The 23,005-nt window shown below is 60.3% G+C and carries 23 protein-coding genes; 16 read left to right on the top strand and 7 right to left on the bottom strand.

What is annotated here, in order from left to right; translation table 11 throughout:
- Nucleotides 1–198: 198 nt before the first annotated feature.
- From prmA to EL257_RS03015, 7 genes are all read left to right on the top strand, one after another.
- Nucleotides 199–1,077 (top strand): 50S ribosomal protein L11 methyltransferase, encoded by an 879-nt coding sequence (gene prmA, locus EL257_RS03045; RefSeq protein WP_126359711.1) that lies wholly within the window; start codon nucleotides 199–201, stop codon nucleotides 1,075–1,077.
- A gap of 30 nt (nucleotides 1,078–1,107) precedes the next feature.
- The gene (locus EL257_RS03040) at nucleotides 1,108–2,367 is read left to right on the top strand and encodes a DUF3426 domain-containing protein (protein WP_126359709.1); all 1,260 of its coding nucleotides are present in this window, start codon (nucleotides 1,108–1,110) and stop codon (nucleotides 2,365–2,367) included.
- Nucleotides 2,368–2,552: 185 nt separating this feature from the next.
- Nucleotides 2,553–3,563, top strand: coding sequence for a tRNA dihydrouridine synthase DusB (gene dusB, locus EL257_RS03035; RefSeq protein ID WP_126359707.1), 1,011 nt, complete (start codon nucleotides 2,553–2,555; stop codon nucleotides 3,561–3,563).
- Entirely contained in the window at nucleotides 3,560–3,880 is a 321-nt protein-coding gene (gene fis / locus EL257_RS03030; RefSeq protein ID WP_002555375.1) for a DNA-binding transcriptional regulator Fis, read from the top strand. Before dusB ends, fis begins: the two co-directional genes overlap by 4 nt.
- An 83-nt stretch (nucleotides 3,881–3,963) precedes the next feature.
- A complete protein-coding gene (gene purH / locus EL257_RS03025; protein WP_126359705.1) occupies nucleotides 3,964–5,571 on the top strand; it encodes a bifunctional phosphoribosylaminoimidazolecarboxamide formyltransferase/IMP cyclohydrolase in 1,608 nt (535 codons plus the stop codon).
- Between the two features lie 154 nt (nucleotides 5,572–5,725).
- A complete protein-coding gene (purD, locus tag EL257_RS03020) occupies nucleotides 5,726–7,021 on the top strand; it encodes a phosphoribosylamine--glycine ligase (RefSeq protein WP_126359703.1) in 1,296 nt (431 codons plus the stop codon).
- A gap of 99 nt (nucleotides 7,022–7,120) precedes the next feature.
- Nucleotides 7,121–9,892, top strand: coding sequence for a hybrid sensor histidine kinase/response regulator (locus tag EL257_RS03015; RefSeq protein WP_126359701.1), 2,772 nt, complete (start codon nucleotides 7,121–7,123; stop codon nucleotides 9,890–9,892).
- 23 nt (nucleotides 9,893–9,915) lie between these two features.
- On the opposite strand, the gene EL257_RS03010 is transcribed toward EL257_RS03015, so the two are convergent.
- The gene (locus tag EL257_RS03010; protein ID WP_126359699.1) at nucleotides 9,916–10,602 is read right to left on the bottom strand and encodes a hypothetical protein; all 687 of its coding nucleotides are present in this window, start codon (nucleotides 10,600–10,602) and stop codon (nucleotides 9,916–9,918) included.
- Nucleotides 10,603–10,650: 48 nt separating this feature from the next.
- Entirely contained in the window at nucleotides 10,651–11,445 is a 795-nt protein-coding gene (locus tag EL257_RS03005; RefSeq protein ID WP_126359697.1) for a hypothetical protein, read from the bottom strand.
- A 233-nt stretch (nucleotides 11,446–11,678) separates the two neighbouring features.
- On the opposite strand from EL257_RS03005, the gene EL257_RS03000 reads away from it, so the two are divergent.
- Entirely contained in the window at nucleotides 11,679–12,275 is a 597-nt protein-coding gene (locus EL257_RS03000; RefSeq protein ID WP_126359695.1) for a MarC family protein, read from the top strand.
- Between the two features lie 55 nt (nucleotides 12,276–12,330).
- Here EL257_RS03000 and cobJ read toward each other — a convergent pair whose 3' ends face one another.
- The 5 genes from cobJ to EL257_RS02975 all read right to left on the bottom strand — a co-directional run bounded on the left by cobJ (nucleotide 12,331) and on the right by EL257_RS02975 (nucleotide 17,481).
- Complete coding sequence (gene cobJ / locus EL257_RS02995; RefSeq protein WP_126359693.1) at nucleotides 12,331–14,031, bottom strand: precorrin-3B C(17)-methyltransferase; 1,701 nt, start codon at nucleotides 14,029–14,031, stop codon at nucleotides 12,331–12,333.
- Nucleotides 14,031–14,765: a precorrin-2 C(20)-methyltransferase gene (locus EL257_RS02990; protein WP_126359691.1), complete on the bottom strand. Its 735-nt coding sequence runs from the start codon at nucleotides 14,763–14,765 to the stop codon at nucleotides 14,031–14,033. Before EL257_RS02990 ends, cobJ begins: the two co-directional genes overlap by 1 nt.
- Complete coding sequence (locus EL257_RS02985) at nucleotides 14,762–15,388, bottom strand: precorrin-8X methylmutase (RefSeq protein WP_126359689.1); 627 nt, start codon at nucleotides 15,386–15,388, stop codon at nucleotides 14,762–14,764. Before EL257_RS02985 ends, EL257_RS02990 begins: the two co-directional genes overlap by 4 nt.
- Complete coding sequence (gene cobG, locus EL257_RS02980; RefSeq protein WP_126359687.1) at nucleotides 15,381–16,715, bottom strand: precorrin-3B synthase; 1,335 nt, start codon at nucleotides 16,713–16,715, stop codon at nucleotides 15,381–15,383. The genes EL257_RS02985 and cobG overlap by 8 nt, the downstream gene beginning before the upstream one ends.
- A 109-nt stretch (nucleotides 16,716–16,824) precedes the next feature.
- Complete coding sequence (locus EL257_RS02975; protein WP_126359685.1) at nucleotides 16,825–17,481, bottom strand: hypothetical protein; 657 nt, start codon at nucleotides 17,479–17,481, stop codon at nucleotides 16,825–16,827.
- A 206-nt stretch (nucleotides 17,482–17,687) separates the two neighbouring features.
- Here EL257_RS02975 and cbiE point away from each other — a divergent pair, with 206 nt between their 5' ends.
- From cbiE to EL257_RS02935, 8 genes are all read left to right on the top strand, one after another.
- Nucleotides 17,688–18,899, top strand: coding sequence for a precorrin-6y C5,15-methyltransferase (decarboxylating) subunit CbiE (gene cbiE, locus EL257_RS02970; protein ID WP_126359683.1), 1,212 nt, complete (start codon nucleotides 17,688–17,690; stop codon nucleotides 18,897–18,899).
- A complete protein-coding gene (locus EL257_RS02965; protein ID WP_126359681.1) occupies nucleotides 18,892–19,989 on the top strand; it encodes a cobalt-precorrin-5B (C(1))-methyltransferase in 1,098 nt (365 codons plus the stop codon). Before cbiE ends, EL257_RS02965 begins: the two co-directional genes overlap by 8 nt.
- Nucleotides 19,986–20,711 (top strand): cobalt-precorrin-6A reductase, encoded by a 726-nt coding sequence (locus EL257_RS02960; RefSeq protein ID WP_126359679.1) that lies wholly within the window; start codon nucleotides 19,986–19,988, stop codon nucleotides 20,709–20,711. Before EL257_RS02965 ends, EL257_RS02960 begins: the two co-directional genes overlap by 4 nt.
- 56 nt (nucleotides 20,712–20,767) lie before the next feature.
- Nucleotides 20,768–21,103: a type II toxin-antitoxin system RelE/ParE family toxin gene (locus EL257_RS02955; RefSeq protein WP_008078140.1), complete on the top strand. Its 336-nt coding sequence runs from the start codon at nucleotides 20,768–20,770 to the stop codon at nucleotides 21,101–21,103.
- Between the two features lie 3 nt (nucleotides 21,104–21,106).
- On the top strand, nucleotides 21,107–21,430 hold the full coding sequence (locus EL257_RS02950; protein WP_126359677.1) for a DNA-binding protein: 324 nt from the start codon (nucleotides 21,107–21,109) through the stop codon (nucleotides 21,428–21,430).
- A gap of 112 nt (nucleotides 21,431–21,542) precedes the next feature.
- A complete protein-coding gene (locus tag EL257_RS02945; RefSeq protein ID WP_126359675.1) occupies nucleotides 21,543–21,941 on the top strand; it encodes a DUF2946 domain-containing protein in 399 nt (132 codons plus the stop codon).
- Nucleotides 21,942–21,988: 47 nt separating this feature from the next.
- Nucleotides 21,989–22,468, top strand: coding sequence for a copper chaperone PCu(A)C (locus tag EL257_RS02940; RefSeq protein WP_126359673.1), 480 nt, complete (start codon nucleotides 21,989–21,991; stop codon nucleotides 22,466–22,468).
- Between the two features lie 21 nt (nucleotides 22,469–22,489).
- A complete protein-coding gene (locus tag EL257_RS02935; protein ID WP_126359671.1) occupies nucleotides 22,490–22,936 on the top strand; it encodes a DUF2946 domain-containing protein in 447 nt (148 codons plus the stop codon).
- The last annotated feature ends 69 nt before the right edge of the window (nucleotides 22,937–23,005 follow it).

The raw sequence follows: 23,005 nt of genomic DNA, 5'->3' as shown, positions 1-23,005 counted from the left end.
TGTTTCTGCTCGAAAGAAAAACAAAAGATCGCAGCCTGCAGCAGCTTCTACAGGGGATCGCCTGTCAGCGTAGGAGCTGCCGAAGCCTGCGATCTTTTGATCTTCAACCATGTTCGTCTTCTGCGCCGCGCTCGCGTAAACTTGCGCGCTTCTCGCTGGCCGCTAGGCTGCAATCATATTTTTTCAAAGGTGCCCGCCATGCCTTGGCTGCAAGTACGTCTGGCCATCAGCCCGGAACAAGCCGAAACCTACGAAGACGCTTTCCTTGAAGTGGGCGCCGTGTCGGTGACCTTCATGGACGCCGAAGATCAGCCGATCTTCGAGCCGGAACTCAACACCACACCGCTGTGGGCGCACACCCATTTGCTCGCCCTGTTCGAGGGTGGCACCGAACCGGAACCGGTTCTGGCCCATCTCGAGCTGCTGACCGGCAGCCCACTGCCGGAGCATCACAGCGAAGTCATTGAAGACCAGGACTGGGAACGCAGCTGGATGGACGGCTTTGAGCCGATGCGTTTCGGCCAGCGCCTGTGGATCGTGCCGAGCTGGCACGCCGCGCCGGAACCTGACGCAGTCAACCTGCTGCTCGATCCGGGCCTGGCTTTCGGCACCGGCACCCACCCGACGACGGCGCTGTGCCTGGAATGGCTCGACGGCCAGGATTTGAAAGACTGCAATGTGCTCGATTTCGGCTGCGGCTCGGGGATCCTGGCGATTGCCGCCCTGCTGCTCGGCGCCAGGGAAGCGGTCGGCACCGACATCGATGTGCAGGCGCTGGAGGCCTCGCGCGATAACGCCGGGCGCAACAACATCGCCGACGATCTGTTCCCGCTGTATCTGCCGGAAGATTTGCCGCAGGTGCAGGCCGACGTGCTGGTCGCCAATATTCTCGCCGGCCCGTTGGTGTCGCTGGCGCCGCAGCTGTCCAGCCTGGTCAAGACCGGCGGTCGTCTGGCGCTGTCGGGCATCCTCGCCGAACAAGGTGATGAAGTCGCCGCCGCTTATGCTCAGGACTTCGACCTTGATCCGATTGCCAATCGCGATGGCTGGGTGCGCATCACTGGCCGTCGGCGCTAGAATGACCGCCTGCATAATTCGGATCGCCGCATGACCGACAGCTTCGTCACCCAGTGCCCGCATTGCCAAACCAGCTTCCGTGTCAGCCACGCTCAATTGAGCGTGGCCCGCGGAGTGGTTCGCTGCGGCTCATGCCTGCAAGTGTTCAATGCGGCCAAACAGCTGCTGGAACAACACGCCGGCAAGGATGCGGTGACGCCGGTTGCTTCCGCTCCGGTTGAAGCAACTCCCGCCGAGCCACAACGGCCGGTCATGCTCGAAACCCCAGCGCCGCGCGCCATCAGCCAGAAGCAATGGAGCGCGTCCGAACTGGATCTCGACAGCCTGGATCTGGACGAAGAGCTCGCCCGCCTCGAACAACGGGAAATTCAACCGGTCAGCGAACTCGGCCGCGGGCGCGAAGACGCCCTGAGTGCCCGTCGCGACAGTGCCGAGCCGGATGACGGCGCATGGCCGGACAGCCTGTTCAGCGAACCCGCCGACCAACGAGCGCCAGAACCGGGCGACGAGCCGCAGATCAGCGACATCGAACCGGTCAAACCCGAGCGCACCGAACCCTCGTTGTCGCTGGAACCGGTGGATCTGGATGACGAGCCGGCCATTCCGCAACTGCGCCTGCACGATCCGATCGACCCGAATGCGCGCCGCGACCGTTTTTCCGCCAGCGACGACAGCGATGATGACGATCTGCCGCCCGTTGCTCCGCCACGGAAAAAGCGCGAGCGCGCAGAAACCGGCGTACGCGCCGATGTGCTGCAAGACCTGACCGACGATCCGCTGCAGCTCGATTGGCAGAAGCGCCGTTCACCGTGGGGCCGGCGCCTGCTCTGGCTGCTGTTGGTACTCATCGCGGCGGGCGGCCTTGCCGGCCAATATGTTGCCTACCATTTCGAAGAGCTGGCACGCCAGGATCAGTACCGGCCGTGGTTTCAGCAGCTCTGTCCGCAAATCGGTTGCACCGTGCCTTCCAAAGTCGATATTGCACGCATCAAGAGCAGCAACCTGGTGGTGCGCAGCCATCCGGAATTCAGCGGTGCGCTGGTGGTCGATGCGATCATTTATAACCGCGCGACGTTTTCTCAGCCGTTTCCATTGCTGGAGCTGCGCTTTGCCGACCTGAATGGCCATTTGATCGCCAGTCGTCGCTTCAAGCCTGGCGAATACCTCAACGGCGACCTCGAAGGCATGGCGGAAATGCCGCCGCAAACGCCGATCCACATCGCGCTGGATATTCTCGATCCAGGCCCGAAAGCGGTGAATTACAGCCTGAGTTTTCACTCACCCGAGTGAACCGCCCCATCGCCTCCCGATTGACGGCAGATTTCTGACTTCGGCGGGTACATCCAAACCGCTGGCGATAACAGAATAACTGTTCAGAATTTGTTCAATTCAGCCTTTATCCAGTCATCGAGAGCGGGTATCATGCCAACCCTTTTTCGAACTCTCATGATCCGGCCCCACTTCAGGGAAGTCCTATGTCGGCGGTACGCATCGGCCCATACACATTGCAGAACGGCTTGATTCTTGCCCCGATGGCAGGCGTCACCGATCAGCCCTTTCGTCAGCTGTGCAAGCGTCTGGGCGCAGGGCTGGTTGTCTCGGAAATGGTCACCAGCGACATGAGCTTGTGGAACACCCGCAAGTCGCGCATGCGCATGATCCACGAAGGCGATCCCGAGCCCCGCTCGGTACAGATTGCCGGTGGCGATGCGCAGATGCTGGCGGATGCAGCCCGGGCCAACGTCGAGCTGGGCGCACAGATTATTGATATCAACATGGGTTGCCCGGCAAAAAAGGTCTGCAACAAGGCTGCCGGGTCCGCGTTGTTGAAAGATGAAGCACTGGTGACCGAGATCCTGCATGCCGTGGTGGCGGCGGTTGATGTGCCGGTCACCCTGAAGATCCGCACCGGCTGGGATCGCGACAACAGGAACGGCCTGACCGTGGCGAAGATCGCCGAGCAGGCCGGGATCACCGCGCTGGCCGTGCATGGCCGCACGCGCGCCGATCTGTACAAGGGCGAAGCGGAGTACGACACGATTGCCGCGATCAAGCAGGCGGTGTCGATTCCGGTGTTTGCCAATGGCGATATCGATTCACCGGAAAAGGCCCGTTACGTGCTTGATGCGACCGGTGCCGATGGCCTGCTGGTAGGTCGTGCCGCCCAAGGGCGGCCATGGATTTTTCGCGAGATCGAACACTTCCTGCGCACGGGCGAGAAATTGCCGGCGCCGGAGCTGCTCGAGGTGGAACACATTCTGCTGGAGCATCTGGCCGCACTTCACGCTTTCTATGGCGACGTGATGGGCGTGCGAATTGCACGCAAGCATGTGGGCTGGTATCTCGCAACCTTGCCGGGCGCCAAGGAGTTTCGCGCCCACTTCAATCGTTTGGATGGCACGGAAACACAATGCGCCAACGTTCGGGAGTTCTTCGCCGAGCGTTACAAGAGCCTGACAGGGGACGAAGAAGGGGTGGCCGCATGACGATGATGACCGAGACTTTAGTGAGTGGAACAACACCCGTGAGCGACAACGTGAATTTGAAACAGCACCTCAATACCCCGAGCGAAGAAGGCCAGACCCTTCGCGGGAGTGTCGAGAAGGCGCTGCACAATTATTTCGCCCACCTTGAGGGCGCGTCCGTCACGGATGTGTACAACCTGGTGCTCTCCGAAGTCGAGGCGCCCCTGCTCGAAAGCGTGATGAACTACGTCAAGGGCAACCAGACCAAAGCCAGCGAGCTGCTGGGACTCAACCGCGGCACGCTGCGCAAGAAACTCAAGCAGTACGATCTGCTGTAAGCATTCAATCAAACCAGAAAGGCGCCCGCGTAAAAAACGGTCGCCTTTTTTGCTGACTTCCTTTGCTTTTGATGGAAATTGAGATGACCGACCAGACTACCCGCCTGCCGATCCGCCGCGCCTTGATCAGCGTTTCCGACAAGACCGGGATCCTCGAATTCGCCAAGGAGCTTGAAGCTCTGGGCGTCGAGATCCTCTCCACCGGCGGGACGTTCAAGCTGCTGCGCGACAACGGTGTTGCCGCAGTGGAAGTCGCGGATTACACCGGTTTTGCCGAAATGATGGACGGTCGGGTAAAAACCCTGCACCCGAAAATCCACGGCGGCATCCTCGGTCGTCGCGGGACTGACGACGCGATCATGAGCGAGCACGGCATCAAGCCGATCGATCTGGTTGCGGTCAACCTCTACCCGTTCGAAGCCACCATCAACAAGCCAGGCTGCGACCTGCCGACCGCCATCGAAAACATCGACATCGGCGGCCCGACCATGGTCCGTTCGGCGGCGAAAAACCATAAAGACGTAGCGATCGTTGTGAATGCCAGCGATTACGCCAGCGTTCTCGAAGGCCTGAAAGCCGGCGGCCTGACCTACGCGCAACGTTTCGATCTGATGCTCAAGGCATTCGAGCACACCGCTGCCTACGACGGCATGATCGCCAACTACATGGGCACCGTGAATCAGGCCGTTGAAACCTTGAGCACCGAAGGCCGCAGCGAATTTCCGCGCACCTTCAACAGCCAGTTCATCAAGGCCCAGGAAATGCGCTACGGCGAGAACCCGCACCAGAGCGCGGCGTTCTACGTTGAGGCCAAGCCTGCCGAAGTCGGCATCGCCACCGCGACCCAGCTGCAAGGCAAGGAGCTGTCGTACAACAACGTCGCCGATACTGACGCGGCGCTGGAATGCGTGAAGAGCTTCGTCAAGCCAGCCTGTGTGATCGTCAAGCACGCCAACCCGTGCGGCGTGGCGGTGAGCCCGGACGCTGAAGGCGGTATCCGTCAGGCTTACGAGCTGGCCTACGCCACCGACACCGAATCGGCGTTCGGCGGCATCATCGCCTTCAACCGTGAACTGGATGCCGAGACCGCCAAAGCGATCGTCGAGCGTCAGTTCGTTGAAGTGATCATCGCCCCATCGGTCAGCGAAGAAGCCCGCGCCATCGTTGCAGCAAAAGCCAACGTGCGCCTCCTGGCCTGCGGCGAGTGGTCGGCTGACCGTGCTGCGGCGTGGGACTACAAGCGCGTCAATGGTGGCCTGCTGGTGCAAAGCCGCGATATCGGCATGATCAGCGCTGATGACCTGAAAGTCGTGACCAAACGCGCACCGACCGAACAGGAAATCCACGACCTGATCTTCGCCTGGAAAGTTGCCAAGTATGTCAAATCCAATGCCATCGTCTACGCCAAGAACCGCCAGACCATCGGTGTCGGCGCGGGCCAGATGAGCCGCGTAAACTCGGCGCGTATCGCCGCGATCAAGGCTGAGCATGCCGGTCTGCAGGTCGCCGGTTCGGTGATGGCCTCGGACGCGTTCTTCCCGTTCCGCGACGGCCTGGACAATGCGGCCAAGGTTGGCATCACGGCGGTGATCCAACCGGGCGGTTCGATGCGTGATGCTGAAGTGATTGCTGCTGCCGACGAAGCCGGCATCGCCATGGTCTTCACCGGCATGCGCCACTTCCGCCACTGATACACCGCTCCCTCTATGTAGGAGCTGCCGCAGGCTGCGATCTTTTGATCTTGCTCTTGAAGGTCAAGATCAAAAGATCGCAGCCTTCGGCAGCTCCTACAGGGACCGGACGCAGAGGTTTGGTAGCGCCCCACAGAATTTTGAGGTTTTTGAAATGAATGTTTTGATCATTGGCAGCGGTGGCCGCGAACACGCCCTGGCCTGGAAAGTGGCTCAGGATCCGCGCGTGCAGAAAGTTTTCGTCGCGCCTGGCAACGCCGGTACGGCCATTGAAGCCAAGTGCGAGAACGTCGCCATCGATGTACTGGCCCTTGAGCAGTTGGCCGATTTCGCCGAGAAAAACGTTTCCCTGACTATCGTCGGTCCGGAAGTGCCGCTGGTCGCCGGCGTTGTCGATCTGTTCCGCACCCGTGGCCTGGACTGCTTTGGTCCGACCGCTGGCGCCGCGCAGCTGGAAGGCTCGAAAGCCTTCACCAAGGATTTCCTTGCGCGCCACAAGATTCCGACCGCCGATTACCAGAACTTCACCGAGATCGAGCCGGCCCTGGCTTATCTGCGTGAAAAAGGCGCGCCGATCGTAATCAAGGCCGACGGTCTTGCGGCCGGTAAAGGCGTGATCGTCGCCATGACGCTGGCCGAAGCCGAAGACGCCGTGCGTGACATGCTCGCCGGCAACGCGTTTGGCGACGCCGGTTCGCGCGTGGTGATCGAAGAGTTCCTCGATGGCGAAGAAGCTTCGTTCATCGTCATGGTCGACGGCAAAAACGTGCTGCCGATGGCCACCAGCCAGGACCACAAACGCGTCGGCGACGGCGACAGCGGCCCAAACACTGGCGGCATGGGCGCCTACTCCCCTGCTCCGGTAGTCACCGCCGACGTGCACCAGCGCGTGATGGACCAGGTGATCTGGCCGACCGTGCGCGGCATGGCCGACGAAGGCAACGTCTACACTGGCTTCCTTTATGCCGGTCTGATGATCGACAAGGCCGGTAATCCGAAGGTCATCGAGTTCAACTGCCGCTTCGGCGATCCGGAAACACAACCGGTCATGCTGCGTCTGCAATCGAGCCTGGTGCTGCTGGTCGAAGCAGCGCTGGCGCAAGCGCTGGACAAGGTCGAAGCCCAGTGGGATCCACGTCCGAGCGTCGGCATTGTGCTGGCAGCTGGCGGCTACCCGGGCGACTACGCCAAGGGCGCAGCGATCAACGGTCTCGATGCCGCCGCAGGTCTGGAAGGCAAAGTCTTCCACGCGGGTACTGCGCTGAACAACGGCCAGGTCGTCACCGCCGGTGGTCGCGTACTCTGCGCCACGGCGATGGGCGCCACCGTCGGCGAAGCTCAGCAGCAAGCGTACAAGCTGGCTGCCGCCATCGACTGGAACGGCTGCTTCTATCGCAAGGACATTGGCTACCGCGCCATTGCCCGCGAACGTGGCGAAACTCAGGAATAAGCGGTGCATCAAGTCCGGCGCGGGATACCTGTCCTCGCCGGGCTGTTCCGCCGCCGCGCGTCGTTATATTCTGGCATCAACCTACGAAGGGATTTCGCCGTGCGCTGGCTCAGGATTGCCATAAGCTTCACCGTCACGCTGCTGACCTTGCTCTGCATGCCGGCCCAGGCCGTGCAAGGCAGTGGCTGGTCGGTATTGCTTGACGATCAGGGCAGCCTGCAACTCAGCGACATCCGCTCGACCCGCTACATCAACCAATTCAGCCCCATCGACCTTGAGCGCCTCACGGCGGCCGAGCCCGATGGCGCGTTGTGGCTGCGCTTCAGGCTGGCGCCGGGCAGGCACGAACAGGTGCTGCGGATCTTCGCCCCCGACCTGTCGAACCTCGATCTCTACGTGATGGACGGCGACAGGCTGATCGAGCAACGCCACACCGGCACCGACCAACCGCAGGCCGAACGTCCGTTGCCAAGCAGCGATTTCATGCTGCCGCTGCCGCTCAGCGACAAGCCTCTGGATGTTTATCTGCGCATGGTCTCCGACCACCAACTGCGCCCGCACGTCACTCTGGAATCGGCGGTGATGAGCGCCGCCAACCATAATCAGACGTTGCTCTTCGGCCTGCTGTTCGGCTGCCTCGGCATGTTGTTGCTGCACAATCTGGTGCGCTATGCCTATTCCCGGTCGCGCAGCAGTCTGTGGTTGGCGGTGTGCGAGGGCCTGCTGGGATTGAGTCTGTTGTTATTGCTCAATCTGGCCGGCCCCTGGCTACCGAACTGGCATGCGATCCAGACGCCCGGTGCGTATCTGGCGCTGTTGCTGACCGCTCCGGCCGGGCTGATGTTCGCCTACCGCTTTTTCGCCCCGCTCGGCCCGCATCCGCTGAACAAGCTGCTACTGGGCGACATCCTGGTGATCGTCACGTCCAGTCTTTTGCTGCTCTTCGTCAACACCCTGCCGTTGAACATCATCACTTATGCGCTGGTCGGACTGGCCGGCCTGAGCATGCTGTTTGTCGCGTTCTATCACTGGCAGAAAGGCTACCGCCCGGCGCGGCTGTTCGTGGCCGCGATGGTGGTATTCAACGTCGGCACGCTGATCATCCTCCCCGCGCTGCTGGGCCTGACCCTGGTCTCGCCACAAGGTCTGATCATGACTCTGATGGCATTCATTTGCATCAGTGGCCTGCTGATGAGCATTGCGCTGGGCGAGCGCCAGCGCAGCATCACCGAAAGCAATTTCAGCGTCAGCCGCGATCTCGCCGCAAGCAACGCCGAGATCAACGCCAAAGCCGAATTCCTCGCCAAGATCAGCCACGAAATCCGCACGCCGATGAACGGTGTACTGGGCATGACCGAACTGCTGCTGGGCACACCCCTGTCGGTCAAGCAACGCGACTACGTGCAGACCATTCACAGTGCAGGCAACGAACTGCTGACCTTGATCAACGAGATTCTCGACATCTCCAAGCTCGAGTCCGGACAGATCGAACTGGACGACGTGCAGTTCGACCTCAACGCGCTGATCGACGACTGCCTGAGCATCTACCGCGCCAAAGCCGAACAACAGAACGTTGAACTGATCAGTTTCATCCAGCCGCAAGTGCCTCGGGTCATCAGCGGTGATCCGACACGCCTGCGCCAGACTCTGCTGAGTCTGCTGGAAAACGCCCTGAAGAAAACCGACGAAGGCGAAGTGCTGATCGTCGTCGCCCTCGACGAGCGCAGCAATAAACCGCGCCTGCGCATCGCCGTGCAGGACAGCGGCGCGCCGATGGAGCCGGAGGAGCGTGATGCGTTGATGCACTCCGAGCTGCACAGCAAGCATTTCCTCTCGGCCAACCGCTTGGGCGGTAATCTCGGGCTGGTCATCGCACGTCAACTGATCCGCCTGATGCAAGGCGAATTCGGCATCAAGAGCGGTGCCAGTCAGGGCAGTACCTTGTGGCTGACGTTGCCGCTGGATCCGGATCGTCTGGAACATCCCACCTCCGATCTCGACGGTCCACTGCAGGGCGCACGGGTCCTGGTGGTCGATGACAATGACACCTGCCGTAAAGTGCTGGTGCAACAATGCAGCGCGTGGGGCTTGAATGTCAGCGCCGTGCCTTCAGGCAAGGAAGCGCTGGCATTGCTGCGCACCAAGGCGCATCTGCGCGATTACTTCGATGTGGTGCTGCTCGACCAGAACATGCCCGGCATGACCGGCATGCAGCTCGCCGCGAAAATCAAGGAAGACCCGAGCCTGAACCACGACATCCTGCTGATCATGCTCACCGGCATCAGCAACGCACCGAGCAAGATCATCGCGCGCAACTCGGGGGTCAAACGGATTCTGGCCAAACCAGTCGCCGGTTACACGCTCAAGACTACGCTGGCGGACGAACTCAACCAGCGCAACAAAGGCCAGGTGGTGTTCCAGCCGCAAGTCGTGACCGCAGCCACGGCGGCGAAAGTGCCGAGCGATTTCCGCATCCTTGTCGCCGAAGACAACACGATTTCGACCAAAGTGATTCGCGGCATGCTCGGCAAGCTCAACCTGCAGCCGGATACGGCAAGCAATGGCGAAGAAGCGCTGCAAGCAATGAAGGCTCAGCGTTACGACCTGGTGTTGATGGACTGCGAAATGCCGATCCTCGATGGCTTCTCGGCGACCCAGCAATTGCGAGCCTGGGAAGTCAGCAACCAGCGCATCCGCACGCCGATCGTTGCGCTGACCGCGCACATACTTGCCGAACACAAAGAGCGCGCGCGTCAGGCAGGAATGGACGGACACATGGCCAAACCGGTGGAATTGTCGCAACTGCGCGAGCTGATCGAGCATTGGGTAACGCAGCGCGATCAGCAGAACCGTACCGCTTCAACGTTCTGAAAGACGTTGGATCGAGCGCCGCCTCACAAGTCCTGCGTCATCTTCAAGACATGTGCCCCATGCCTGGCCGCGACTTTCGAGGCGATGGCCTCACGAACAGGCTTGTAAAGAGTTTCCGACAAACTGGCTTTGGCGTAGCGCAAGCAAACCGATCCCTGCACATTCTGGGCCTCGAAACGCTGGGGCAACGGATTGGGTTCGAGGGGCACATGCGTTTTGAATTCGACGAATACACTGGAAATACACGTTGGCGAAGAAGCCACGATCACTAGCAATCGAACTGTTTCGTCAGCGACAAGCGACTCACCGGGCAGGGTCGCCGTCGTTGGCATGTGCGCCCGCAGCAGTACCATACCCGGCTCGGCACCTGACAACTGAGCCAATTGCTGCAGTGTCGCCAACGCGGAATCGGCGATTTCCGTGTCATTGTGGGAAATCGCATCCTTGATCCATTCGTCGATGGATTCGACATTCCCCTCTGTGACGGCCCAATCCTGTCGCATCCGTGCATAGCGCAACCAATAACCGTCCAACAACTGCATATAGGCGTCGTACCAGTCTGTATTTGGCGATTTCTTGACTTTCTGGCTGGCGGCCAATTGCGACAACAACACCGAGTTGATCAGATCACTGTAATCAGCAGTGTTATCTGCTGGCGGCAGCAACATCAAACAAGCGCCGACAACTACCACAGAATACTCATGATTCATGTCGTTCTCCCCAATAAAAAAGGTGGCCTGTTACGGCCACCTTTTTAATTATCCGATATCGATATCTTCAATTTTGTCTGCATGGGCTACCAACTTTTCCGCTATCTTTTGACGGACAGCATTGGCTACCAGGGTATTCTTGGCAAACACGGTTTCACCGCGATAAAGTTTCACATTACGAATATCAACATCCACAAACATGACTTTGGTCGAGGTGTTCCGCCGCAGGAAGCGCACTGCACCTACCGCCATGAGCGCTTCACCATCGGTTTCCACACAGGCGGCGGCGGAAACACCACCGACACCATGTTCGAGCAGGTTGCGCTCATACACGGTCAGTGCTGCGGTATCACGCTTTTGCAGCGCGGCGATGGCATCGCCGGCTACTTTCAGCATCAGCGTAGAGGTTGGGCCAGGCAAGGCAGCACCGGCTACCACGGAGCCCAGAATTTTCAGGACCAGTTCGTCCATCCGAACGCTGGTACCGCCTACTTCCAGATCTTTGTAGTAGCGACTGATCGGGGTCCAGCCGGCCATGGTCATGATCTCCCGAAAATACAGGTACCATTCTGCACCTTGGGACTCCAGAGGGTATTTAACGTTCGCGGCACGTGTTGCGAACAAAAAGGCATTTTGCGCATCGGACTTGTTTTCGCTGCTGAGTTTACCGGAGAAACTCAGCACCCCTTCACCAACGATGCTAGCGCGCGACGGCGCTTCAACATCATCGCTCTGCATCTGTAAACTACGTGGCTTGATAACCAGCGCGTCACCAAGATCGCATTCATCCAGCGCCTTCAGGCAGGCACTTACATAACTTTCACGAACAGCCTGATTGTACATGTGAAGATTTCCTTATTTACAATTACAAGCTCCTCATGAACTTGCCAAATAACAATAACCAAACACTATTAAAACAACAAAGCGAAACATGTAACTTGATATCTTTACTGACGAGCCGCTTATGCACATCAATGCTTAACAATTCAAGTTCGACTAACGGCACTCCCTAAACACAAACAACTAAACCACTGATAGACTCCACCTCGTCCACTCCACAGCGGCGAGTCGAAACCATGCTCCATGTGTTGTTCAGCGTTTACCTGAAAATGCTTGTGCTCTACAGCCCGTTTTTCGTGCTGTCGTGCTTCATCAGCCTGACACGCGGTTATTCACGCAAGGAGCAGCGGCGCCTGGCCTGGAAAGTGGCAACCGCCACGCTGGTCTCCAGCGTGTTGCTTTACCTGTTCGGGCGCGTGATCTTCGATGTCTTTGGCATCACGGTAGACGCGTTTCGTATTGGTGCAGGCAGCGTGCTGTTCATTTCGGCGCTGGGGATGGCACAGGGCAAACCGGCGGTGCAGGCTGACAACGTGCAGCAGGACGTGACCATCGTGCCGCTGACGATCCCGCTGACCGTCGGTCCCGGCACCATCGGTGCGCTGCTGGTAATGGGCGTAAGCCAACCGCATTGGGATGACAAGATCACCGCCATCATGAGCATTGCGCTGGCCAGCTTCACCGTCGGCGTCGTGCTTTATCTGTCGAACCGTATCGAACGGATCCTGGGCGATCAGGGACTGCAGATTGTCAGCCGCTTGATGGGGCTTTTCGTCTGCGCCCTGGCGGCACAGATCATCTTCACGGGTATCAAGGGATATCTGGTGTCCTGAGGGTTATCCGGAAAAATTCACAATGAAAAAGCGGCGCCGAGGCGCCGCTTTTTCGTCAGCCTTTCGGCTTCTCGCCATACCAGCGCGGCGTGTAAACCCAATCACCGCCACTGGCCCGAGGGAAGACGCAAGTGGTCGACGACCCGATCAACACCATCGTGCGCATGTCGACCTGATCCACAGTCAATGCGCCTAATGTGGTGGTGCGTAGAGTCTGCCCGGGCCGGCCGATGTCGCGCCCCAGCACCACCGGGGTTTGCGGTGTGCGATGCTGGCCGACGATTTCCAGCGCGCGGCCCAACTGCCAGGGACGTGCCTTGGAGATCGGGTTATAGAACGCCAGCGCCAGATCCGCTTCGGCAGCCAGATCAAGACGCTTCTCGATGATCGCCCACGGTTTGAGGTTGTCCGACAGCGACATCACACAGAAATCATGCCCCAGCGGCGCGCCGGCTTGGGCGGCGGTCGCCAGTGAGGCCGAGACGCCTGGCAAGATTTCCAGATCGACGCTGTGCCAGGCCGGATCAATTGATTCGTGCAGCGCTTCGAGTACCGCGGCCGCCATGGCGAACACGCCGGGGTCGCCCGAAGACACGACGATCACCGAGCGGCCTTCGGCGGCCAATCTGAAAGCATGCCGGGCGCGCTGCATTTCTTCGCGGTTATCGGTGCAATGCTGGACTTGATCGTCGCGAAACGGCCCGGCCATGCGCACATAAGTTTCGTAACCGAGCACGTCGGTCGCACGCGCCAGTTCGGCTTTGACGGCGGGCACCATCAGCTCCGCCGCACCGGGGCCGAGGCCGATCACGGCGAGGCGCCCGCGCGGACGGCCAACCCGCGCCACGTCCAGCGGCTGATCGGCCACGGCGAGCGCCAGGTTATTCACCACGCTAATCGTTGCGTGGGGCACAGCCAGCAGCGCCAATGCCTGCGCATCGCCAGTGGACGCGACAAATCGCAACGGCACGCGCAGCTCAAGCGCCGTCTCACGCAAACGCGCGCACGCCATCAAGCTGTCCGGCGCCACCAGACAGGCCATCGACTGCGCCGCTACGTTCGCCTCGCGCAGTGCTGAGCGAACAGCATTCGACAAACCTGCAACGTCGGCGCTGACAACTACCGCAACGCTGCGCGGATAGATCAGCAGTTCATTGGCATTCGCCACACGCTCGACGCTGCCGACGTGAATCGACCGCTGCGCCTGCGGATCTTCCGGTAACTGCGCCTGATTCAGCCACGGCGCCGCTCCCTCGATGCGCACGCTGTGTCCGGCCAGCAAGTCCGAAACAAAGCGCTTGCCCTGCTCCAGATCCGCCAATGCATAACCGCTGGGCGGATTGAGCAGGCAGGTGCCGAACCGCAATTCGCCGCTGGTGGTGATCGCCGCAGAAACCTGCAAGCCCGCCGCGATTTCCCGCGCCATAACGTTCACCCCGCCGAGGCCACCCAACAGCGGCACCACGGCGCTGCCGTCTTCAGCCACCGCGAGTACCGCCGGTTCGGCGCCTTTCTCCAGCAACAGCGGCGCCAGGGTGCGAATGACGATGCCCGCCGCGCACAGGGCAATGATCGGCGTTCCCTGCTGATACAACTCACGCAAGGTTACGCCGAACTCCTGATAAGACCGGTCGGCCCCGTCGACGCGCCCGGCGAGCCCGTGGACCTGAGCCTCAGGATAGATCTGCTGAATAATCCGAGCCGTGGCCAGTGCGCTCTGACCGAGAATGACGATGGCAGGTGTCGATTGAGTCATCAGCCTTGCCACCGTTCGCCCGGCACGATAATCAGCGAGAAGTACGGCGAAGACATCGGTTCGACCTGATCCATCGGCACGATCTTCTGATTGGCCATGGTCGCGCGTTCGACGTACAACGCGCGCTCGGCCAGGCCGAGTTCTTCCAGCACCTGACGCACTTTGGGAAAGTTGCGCCCCAGCTTCATGATCACCGCCGCATCGGCATCGGCCAGTCGCCGTTTCAGCTCTTCGTGAGGTAGCACGCCGGACAACACCGACAGGCTCTGATTGCGATACACCAGCGGCGCACCCAACACCGACGCGCCGCCAAGCATCGAGCAAACGCCCGGCACTACGTGGGCGTCGTAACGCGTTGCCAGGCGATCATGCAGATACATATAGGAGCCGTAGAAAAACGGATCGCCTTCACAGATCACCGCGACATCGCGCCCGGCATCCAGATGCGCGGCCACGGTTTCGGCGGCTTCGTCATAGAAATCGCTGATCACCTGTTCATAGGACAGCGGCGCCGGCAGCGCTTCGGTGGTCACCGGGTACACCAGGGGCAACAGGTTCTGCGCGTCTTGCAGGTGCGCTTCGATGATGCCGAAGGCATTGCCCTTTTTGCCTTTGGCGACAAAGTACGCCACCACTGGCGACTCGCGCAGCAAACGCAGGGCCTTGACGGTAATAAGTTCGGGATCACCGGGGCCGACGCCCAGACCAAGCAAACGACCTTTGGCCTGCATCATTCGATCTCCGTGGCGAGGGCATTGACGGCGGCGGCGGCCATGGCGCTGCCGCCCAACCGTCCCTGCATGATCACGAACGGCACGCCACGGCTGTCGGCAGCCAGGGCAGCTTTCGATTCGGCGGCGCCGACGAAGCCCACCGGGAAGCCGAGAATCAGCGCCGGTTTCGGTGCGCCAGCGTCGAGCATTTCCAGCAGGTAAAACAATGCGGTCGGCGCATTGCCGATCACCACGACACTGCCTTCCAGATGCGGGCGCCACAGTTCCAGCGCGGCGGCGGAGCGCGTATTGCCCAGCTCACGGGCCAGTTCCGGCACGCTGTCATCCCGCAGGGTGCAGATCACTGGGTTGTTGGCTGGCAAACGCGCGCGGGTCACGCCTTCGGAGACCATTCGTGCATCACACAGAATCGCTGCTCCAGCGGCCAGCGCAGCGCGCCCGGCCTCGCCCGCGCCGGCGGAAAATTGCAGGCCGTCGACGGCTTCGACCATGCCGCAAGCGTGAATCACCCGCACCGCGAGTTTTTCCAGATCGGCCGGAATGCGCGCCAGATTGGCCTCGCGGCGAATGATCGCGAAGGAGTTGCGATAGATCTCCTGACCGTCGCGGATGTAATCAAGCATCAAGGGGGCTCCGAGCGTGGCCGGCGAGCAAAGTCGCGGCCGCTTCAATAGTAAGGTTGCGTGCGTGCAACGCGCCGAAACCGGGCAGCGTCGCATCGCGAAAATAGAGGTCGTAATGACCGGGGCTGACGGCCAGCAAAGTCACCGGGGCACAGTGCGCAGCGGCGCAGGAACGCTGGCAGCCGGAAAGATGCACTTTGAGCGCCGACGGCAGCAACGCCGCCAGATGGCGCGCATCCCGTTTGGTGTCGGCCAGACTTTTGCCGCAACCGGTCGAACCGGTGCAAGCGATCAGGTGCGCGAGGTGTTCGCTGGATCGGCTCAGCAGGCCCAGTTGTGCGAGGCCGTCGACAACAGCGTCGGCGTCGGCCTCTCGGATGTTCGGCAGCAGCAGACTTTGCCAGGGCGTGAAGCGCAACGTCGCGTCGCCGAAGTGGCGAGCGAGTTCAGCGGCGCCGCGCAACATCGACGGGTCGAGACGACCCAGTGCCGGGACTGCGCCGACATAGACCTGGCCGGATGTATTTTGTCGATGAACACCGATGTGCAGATCCGCCGCTGCCGGCCCGCGTCGCCAGGCTCGGAGCGCTTTGATCGGCAGACGCGTTCTGAGTTGCTCAAGAAAGGCCAGCATCGGTATTTCGTCGAGCACATGGCGCATTCTTGTCTGTTCCGGGCGCGCCAGATCAAGAAACAACTCCAGAACAGCAATGACCAACGCCTGGCCGCTTTCCACCGGCACGGCACCGACAGCTCGATCCGTCGGGCATCCGGCCAGACCGAACGCCAGTAATGTCTCGCCCTCACGCTCGAAGGCGGACAACCACAGATCATGGTGATGTTCGAGCATTGCCAACGCCTCACCGCCATCGAGTTGCACGGCGAACTTGGCACTCAATTCGGAAAAACGTGAACGGTGCTGCAATGAATCGAGCATGCTTTCGGCGAGAGCTCGGGTGTCCAGATGCATATCCCGGTCGATCCCGGCGGCGGGACTGAGCATCAGATTGCGCACGTCGTCACCGGCTGCGGTGCGCGGACCGAGACCGGCGGCAAGCAAACGGTCGATCAACTCGGTGGATTGCTGGCCGATCCCGCGAATCTGCAGGTTGGCGCGGTTGGTGGCTTCGATTACCCCGCCAGCGAACTGCGCGGCGGCATCGGCCACCGCGTCTGCCTGCGCGGCGCTGATCGCACCGCCATTGAGTTTGATCCGGCAAATGCCGCCATCCAGCGCCTGGACAATACGCAGCAACCCCGGGCAGGCCGAGGGGCGGATGGCGTTGGACGTCACAGGTGTGTTCAAGATATGACCGGCTGGCAGCATGCTGGGATCGGCGAAAGGTCGCCATTATGCCTGCTTTGCCCAAGCGCATGAAAATGCCTGCCGGTCGGAAACCATGGCCGCTGCTAAAAACCTGCGAGACCCATGCCCCTCATATCGCGACTTCATCCAATGGATAGGGAATTTGAAGAATGGCTTCTTCCACGCTGGCGCGGTGTGCGTCCATGTTTCGACGGCTGATCATTAACTTCCTGGCGTGAATATCAAGTTGAGACAGCGGCTGATGTACTTTCCAGAACAAGTAGGTCGTCGTCAGCACTAACTTGCGCAGCGTGACGGAACTCAGCACCACAGAGAGATCACCCCGGGCGTCATAACGCATGGGCACAATGTGCGACTTATGAATGTTGCCCTCAAGGGCGGTGAATTTTTTCAGTAGTTGTGCATTTGCTTCCAGTCCCGCCAGTGCGGCTTCGACGTGGGAGCGTTGCGCGAGTGTGACCAGACGCCCCACGGAGTTCATCCAGGCCTGTTGCACGCTCCCTGAAAATTGTCGCTGGACCATACCGACAGGGTCTTGCTCGAAAGTCCAGCCGTGACGCCAGAATACACCGACATAGTGTTCGTGCCATTCGCGTACTTGAACGTTACCGTCAAAGCGTTTGTTCGCCGCGTACTCTGCCAGATAAAGGCAATTGTTGATAAATTCCCGGTCAGCGTGCATGACCGTTTCACGGCCGGCCAACAATGTAGTGTTCATGATGACCGCAGCGTCGCGTACACCATCCTTGCGTTCTTTAATATCCATATTGATTTCTGCCTATCGAGATGAGCTGAGTTATAACTTCGGACGTTATTAGTACTTCCAGACTAACTTGCGCAAAACTAACAAACCCACTCCAATAAGAAATCATTCTTTGGCAACTGCAAATTTCAGCCCGCCAGATCGGCACCACAGCACCGTCATCGCGTTATCATGCCGGCCTTGAGAATGGGCGCGGACAGAGAAACGGCATGACAGCCTGGCTGACAATTGTGGGAATTGGTGAAGAGGGCTTTCGAGGCCTGGGCAAAAATGCCCGGCATGCCCTGATGAGCGCCTCGCGGATCGTCGGTGGCCAGCGTCAACTGGATCTGCTGCCGCCGTGCATTGGCGGCGAACGCCAATTATGGCCGAGCCCGTTTTCCTTGACGCCGGTATTGGAACATCGCGGCGAAAGAGTATGCGTGTTGGCCAGCGGCGATCCGATGTTCTACGGCGTCGGCGCCAGTCTGGCGCGGCAGTTGCCGAGCGAAGACATGCTGATTCTGCCCGCGCCCTCTTCCTGCTCGCTGGCCGCAGCCCGGCTGGGCTGGCCGCTGCAGGACGTGGTGACGCTGTCGCTCGTCGCGCGGCCGCTGGCGGCGCTAAATGCTCAATTGTTCAGCGGGATGCGACTGTTGCTGTTGAGCAATGATGGCGGCAGCCCGGCGGCGGTGGCGCACTTACTGCGCGAGCGCGGATTTGGTTCGAGCCGCATGACGGTGCTGGAACATTTGGGTGGCGCTGCCGAGCGTCGCATCGACGCCATTGCCTGCGACTGGAATACCCCGCTGACCGCCGACCTCAACGTCATCGCCATCGAATGCCTGGCCGACGCCGGCATTCGCGGCCTGTCGCGCCTTGCCGGCCTGCCCGATTCGGCCTTCCGCCATGACGGCCAGTTGACCAAACGCGACGTGCGCGCGATCACCCTCGCCCGCCTCGCCCCGACGCCCCGCGAACTGCTCTGGGACGTCGGCGCCGGCAGCGGCTCGATCGGCATCGAATGGATGCGTGCCCATCCGAGCTGCCGCGCCTTGGCAATCGAAGCCGATGAAGGCCGTCAGCAGTTGATCGAACACAACCGTGATGCCTTGGGCGTGCCCGGCCTGCAACTGATTCGCGGCAAGGCGCCAATGGCGCTGGCCGGACTGGAGCGCCCCGATGCGATTTTCATCGGCGGCGGCGTCACCCGTGAGGGTGTCTTCGCAACGTGTTGGGAGCAGCTCAAACCCGGCGGTCGACTGGTGGCCAACGCAGTCACCCTGCAAAGCGAACTCACTTTGATGCATTGGCGCGAACAATACGGCGGCGAGCTGACGCGCATCCATGTGGCGCAGGCACAGCCGCTCGGTGAATTCGATACCTGGCGCCAGGCACTGCCGATCACCCTGCTCGATCTGGTCAAACCCTTCAATGCGTGACGAAACCGCTGAACAGCCCGCGCCGTTGCGCAGCGGCCTGACCACCGGCAGCTGCGCAACGGCCACCAGCCTCGCCGCGGCACGTCTGTTACTGGAGGGAATCGCGGCCGACGCGGTGCATATCGTCTTGCCCAAAGGCAAACAGGTGCAGATGCGCCTGGAGTTCTGTCGCTTGACCGACGACGGCGCCGAAGCAGGAACGATCAAGGATGCGGGCGACGATCCCGACGTCACCCACGGTGCCCTGCTCTATTCGCGAGTCCGGCTGGTGGCCGAACCAGGCATTCGTTTCAATGCCGGGGCTGGGGTTGGCACCGTGACACGACCGGGACTGGTGCTGGGCGTCGGTGAGCCGGCAATCAACCCGGTGCCGCGCAAAATGATCAGCGATCACCTGACGCTGCTCGCCGCCGAAACCGGCTATGGCGGCGGCTTCGACGTGACGGTCAACGTCGAAGGCGGCGAAGCCCTGGCGTTGAAAACCATGAATCCACGTCTGGGCATTCTCGGCGGGCTGTCAATCCTCGGCACCAGCGGCATCGTTCGGCCGTTCTCCTGCGCCGCGTATATCGCCTCGATTCACCAAGGCATCGACGTCGCCAAGACCAACGGCTATCTGCACATCGCCGCCTGCACCGGCAACGCCAGCGAAGACACCATGCGCCGGGTCTACGACCTGCCGGAAATTGCCCTGATCGAAATGGGCGACTTCGTCGGCGCGGTGCTCAAGCATTTGCGTAAAGTGCCTGTGGATAAACTCAGCCTGTGCGGTGGTTTCGGCAAGATCAGCAAACTGGCGGCCGGGCACATGGATTTGCACTCGCGACATTCGAGTATCGATCTGCCGCAGCTGGCCGCTTGGGCGGCGGCGATCGGTGCAGACCCGGCATTGCAGCAGAGCATCCGTGAGGCCAATACCAGTCAGCAGGCATTGGCGATGGCCAGTGACGCGGGGATCGCACTGGGTGATGAAGTCTGTCGCCATGCCTTGGAATTCGCCCGCAGCGTGGTGCCGGCGCAAGTGCAGATCGAAGTGTTTGCGATTGATCGTCAGGGCGGGATCGTCGGGCATGCCGGAGGTTTCCCATGAAGCGCATTTTGCTCTTGGGCGGGGTGACGGAAGCCCTGGCGATTGCTCGCACATTGGGCTCGCAGCACGTGTACAGCCTGGCGGGCGTCGGTCGGGTGCCGACGGATCTGACCTGTCAGGTGCGGGTCGGTGGTTTTGGCGGCGCCGAAGGTCTGGCGCAATACATTCGTGACGAACGCTTTGACCTGCTGTTCGACGCCACGCACCCATATGCCGCGCAAATCAGTGCCAATGCGGCCCGCGCGGCAGAGCTTGCCGGCATCCCCTGCTGGGCCTTGCGCCGTCCGGCATGGCAACCGCAAGCAGGCGATGACTGGCGCGAAGTCAGCGATTGGGCCGAACTGATCACCGCACTGAAACCTTTCCGACGCCCCTTGTTCACCCTCGGACGCGAACCGCTGCAACACCTCGACGAAATCCCAGCCGGCCAGTTCTGGACCCTGCGCGCGCTCGACGTCTATCCCGGCAACGAACGCTGCGAAGTGATCGGCGCACGCGGGCCGTTTTTGCTGGAGGACGAGCGAGCACTGTTCGAACGACGGCAGATCGATGTGCTGGTCAGCAAGAACAGCGGCAGCACCGCCACCGAGCCCAAGCTGGAAGTCGCGCGCGAGCGTGGGGTGCCGGTGATTGTGTTGAAGCGTCCGGGGTTGCCGGGGGTTGATCGGGAGCTACTGTCGCTTCCAGAAACACTTGCTGCGTTGGCGGAGTTCATCTCGTAGGGCAAGATCCACGGCTTGCATGATAAGTAACCTATTTGTTACCTTCAGGGCTCGCCGTGATCACACTCGAAGAATATCTACAAGAAGACGAATCAAGCCCATTTGGCCGGTGGATCTCCACTCTGAGCGTGCAGGCGGCACTGAAGGTCTCAAATGCCATGGTCAGGTTGGAATTGGGCAATACTTCCAATATCAAATGGTTCGATGGCTTGGGTGAATACAAAATCAATTGGGGGCCTGGATACAGGATCTACCTCATACAAGAAGGAAAACGTCTGATCATTTTGTTTGGTGGCGGCGACAAATCGACTCAAAAGAAAGACATCAAACAGGCGAAAGCCTTGATAGCCGAATTCCGAATTCGGAAAAAAGCTGAACAGAACCGGAGGTAATTGATGGTTCTCACTCGAAGCTACAAATATTCAATCGCGGAACGCGCCCAACGTGACCCGGAGTTTGCCCAAGCATTACTGGACGAGGCCGCGACTCTGTTCCTGAATGGCGAACCAGAAATGGCCAGGATAATTCTTCGCGATCTCGTCAATGCGACTGTCGGCTTCGAAGAGCTCGCAAGGGAGACGGAAAAGCCGAGTAAAAGCTTGCATCGAATGCTTTCGGCCAAAGGCAATCCGAGCATGGATAACCTGGCCAAAATATTTTCGGTAATCCGCGCTACGCTTGGTGTAGATATGCAAGTTCATGCCGTACCCATGAATTGAGTGAGTAAATGAAGAGGTCGCTGCGACACCAAACCGCACGACGCTTTTTTACTTATCGGCCCTGATCAGGCTAAATAGCCGCGCCTGATCGCCCACCCAATGGATCTGTCCCATGAACCGACACCGGCTGGCAATTGCCTGGATCGCCTGCTTTGCAGTGCTGTTCAACATGCTCGCCATGCCGATGTCCGGGACGATGGCGCAGGCGGCCAGTTCACCGGCCGAGCAAATCATCTGGAGCAGTTTCTGCACCGGCAGCGGGATGAAGATGGTGGCCGTCGATATTGGCGCCACGGATCAGAAGGCCCCGCAAAACGATCCCCATTCGAACATGCAACATTGCTGGTGTTGCTCGGGCTCTGCGCCGTTGGTAGCGTTGCCGGGACATTCTCCGCAGCTCTATTTCGCGCGTTTCGAGAGCAATCGCAGTGTCGCGCCCGCCTTGCTGCAAACACCCACTCCGCGCCAGCAATGGCCGAGCCTCAATCCTCGTGCGTCCCCTCTGGTCTGATTTGTTCGCGCAATAACCCGCGTTTCAAATCGTTCTGGAGAACTGCCATGTTCAAGAAATTCATCGTCGTTGCTGCGCTGATGCTGCCGGCGTGCTTTACCCATGCACATGAATACAAGGTGGGGGCGTTGGAAATCGCCCATCCGTGGTCGCAAGAGTTGCCGCCGAATGCGCCGACCGTCGCTGCTTATTTCATCATTCACAACACCGGTAAAACTGCCGACCGACTGCTCAGCGTCGATTCGTCCATCGCTCCCGAAGCGCAGTTGCACGAACACGTGATGCAGGGCGATCTGATGAAGATGCAGCAAGTGCCGAGCGTGGAGATTCCGGCTGGCCGCAACGTGACATTTGCGCCTATGGCCTATCACGTGATGCTGCTCAACCCGACCGACCGCAGCCTGCTCAGCGACGGCAAACGTTTCCCGCTGACCCTGCATTTCGAGAAGGCCGGAGACGTCACCGTCGACGTCTCGGTGCAGAAGAAACCGCCGCAAACCACACAGGCCCACGCGCACGCCCAATAAGCCTTGCGGCAGACTCCGCCTATGCGCCCGCTGCGCGGCAGACGCTTCCGGCAACGCCGTCAGATTGAACACCTGACTCGCGGCAGCTGGTTCGCCCTGTTCGCCATGTTGATGATCTTCATCGGCCCACTGATTTCTCAGTCGATGCCGATGGATCAGCACGCCTCGACTACGATGCCGATGGGCATGGACATGTCGATGGCGATGCCGGGCATGGATCACTCGGGCCATGACGCCAAGTCTTCCGCCGAACATTGCCCGCCACAATCCTCGCACCACGTGCTGTGGGAAAAGTGCGGCTACTGCAGCCTGTTGTTCAATTGCCCGGCGCTGACCGGCGGCGGCGATTTCGTCGCTTTGAACATCTCTCCTCCGACCACCTTCACCGCACCCTCCCCGCATCTGGGCCATGCCCGGCAAACCTTCTTCCCCGGTGCCCGCACCCGCGCCCCGCCCATCGCCGCGTAAACACTCATCTGAGATTGCACACGGTTGAGAAAGCAGCTTCAGGCTGCCGGCCGTGTCGTTTACGACTGT

It is taken from the genome of Pseudomonas fluorescens, from assembly GCF_900636825.1.
GTDB lineage: Bacteria > Pseudomonadota > Gammaproteobacteria > Pseudomonadales > Pseudomonadaceae > Aquipseudomonas > Aquipseudomonas fluorescens_BG.
Note: the sequence above shows the minus strand (reverse complement) of the source record. Positions and strands in the feature narration are given on the sequence as shown.

What these genes read in the sequence shown, in the direction of transcription:
- EL257_RS02985 (WP_126359689.1), bottom strand. Translation starts at nt 15,388, where the DNA reads ATGCTTGATTACATCCGCGACGGTCAGGAGATCTATCGCAACTCCTTC.
- EL257_RS03040 (WP_126359709.1), top strand. Translation starts at nt 1,108, where the DNA reads ATGACCGACAGCTTCGTCACCCAGTGCCCGCATTGCCAAACCAGCTTC.
- EL257_RS02960 (WP_126359679.1), top strand. Translation starts at nt 19,986, where the DNA reads ATGAAGCGCATTTTGCTCTTGGGCGGGGTGACGGAAGCCCTGGCGATT.
- fis (WP_002555375.1), top strand. Translation starts at nt 3,560, where the DNA reads ATGACGATGATGACCGAGACTTTAGTGAGTGGAACAACACCCGTGAGC.
- EL257_RS02950 (WP_126359677.1), top strand. Translation starts at nt 21,107, where the DNA reads ATGGTTCTCACTCGAAGCTACAAATATTCAATCGCGGAACGCGCCCAA.
- prmA (WP_126359711.1), top strand. Translation starts at nt 199, where the DNA reads ATGCCTTGGCTGCAAGTACGTCTGGCCATCAGCCCGGAACAAGCCGAA.
- EL257_RS02935 (WP_126359671.1), top strand. Translation starts at nt 22,490, where the DNA reads ATGCGCCCGCTGCGCGGCAGACGCTTCCGGCAACGCCGTCAGATTGAA.
- purH (WP_126359705.1), top strand. Translation starts at nt 3,964, where the DNA reads ATGACCGACCAGACTACCCGCCTGCCGATCCGCCGCGCCTTGATCAGC.
- dusB (WP_126359707.1), top strand. Translation starts at nt 2,553, where the DNA reads ATGTCGGCGGTACGCATCGGCCCATACACATTGCAGAACGGCTTGATT.
- EL257_RS02965 (WP_126359681.1), top strand. Translation starts at nt 18,892, where the DNA reads ATGCGTGACGAAACCGCTGAACAGCCCGCGCCGTTGCGCAGCGGCCTG.
- cbiE (WP_126359683.1), top strand. Translation starts at nt 17,688, where the DNA reads ATGACAGCCTGGCTGACAATTGTGGGAATTGGTGAAGAGGGCTTTCGA.
- EL257_RS02945 (WP_126359675.1), top strand. Translation starts at nt 21,543, where the DNA reads ATGAACCGACACCGGCTGGCAATTGCCTGGATCGCCTGCTTTGCAGTG.
- EL257_RS03010 (WP_126359699.1), bottom strand. Translation starts at nt 10,602, where the DNA reads ATGAATCATGAGTATTCTGTGGTAGTTGTCGGCGCTTGTTTGATGTTG.
- EL257_RS03005 (WP_126359697.1), bottom strand. Translation starts at nt 11,445, where the DNA reads ATGTACAATCAGGCTGTTCGTGAAAGTTATGTAAGTGCCTGCCTGAAG.
- EL257_RS03000 (WP_126359695.1), top strand. Translation starts at nt 11,679, where the DNA reads ATGCTCCATGTGTTGTTCAGCGTTTACCTGAAAATGCTTGTGCTCTAC.
- purD (WP_126359703.1), top strand. Translation starts at nt 5,726, where the DNA reads ATGAATGTTTTGATCATTGGCAGCGGTGGCCGCGAACACGCCCTGGCC.
- cobJ (WP_126359693.1), bottom strand. Translation starts at nt 14,031, where the DNA reads ATGACTCAATCGACACCTGCCATCGTCATTCTCGGTCAGAGCGCACTG.
- cobG (WP_126359687.1), bottom strand. Translation starts at nt 16,715, where the DNA reads ATGCTGCCAGCCGGTCATATCTTGAACACACCTGTGACGTCCAACGCC.
- EL257_RS02940 (WP_126359673.1), top strand. Translation starts at nt 21,989, where the DNA reads ATGTTCAAGAAATTCATCGTCGTTGCTGCGCTGATGCTGCCGGCGTGC.
- EL257_RS02975 (WP_126359685.1), bottom strand. Translation starts at nt 17,481, where the DNA reads ATGGATATTAAAGAACGCAAGGATGGTGTACGCGACGCTGCGGTCATC.
- EL257_RS02990 (WP_126359691.1), bottom strand. Translation starts at nt 14,765, where the DNA reads ATGATGCAGGCCAAAGGTCGTTTGCTTGGTCTGGGCGTCGGCCCCGGT.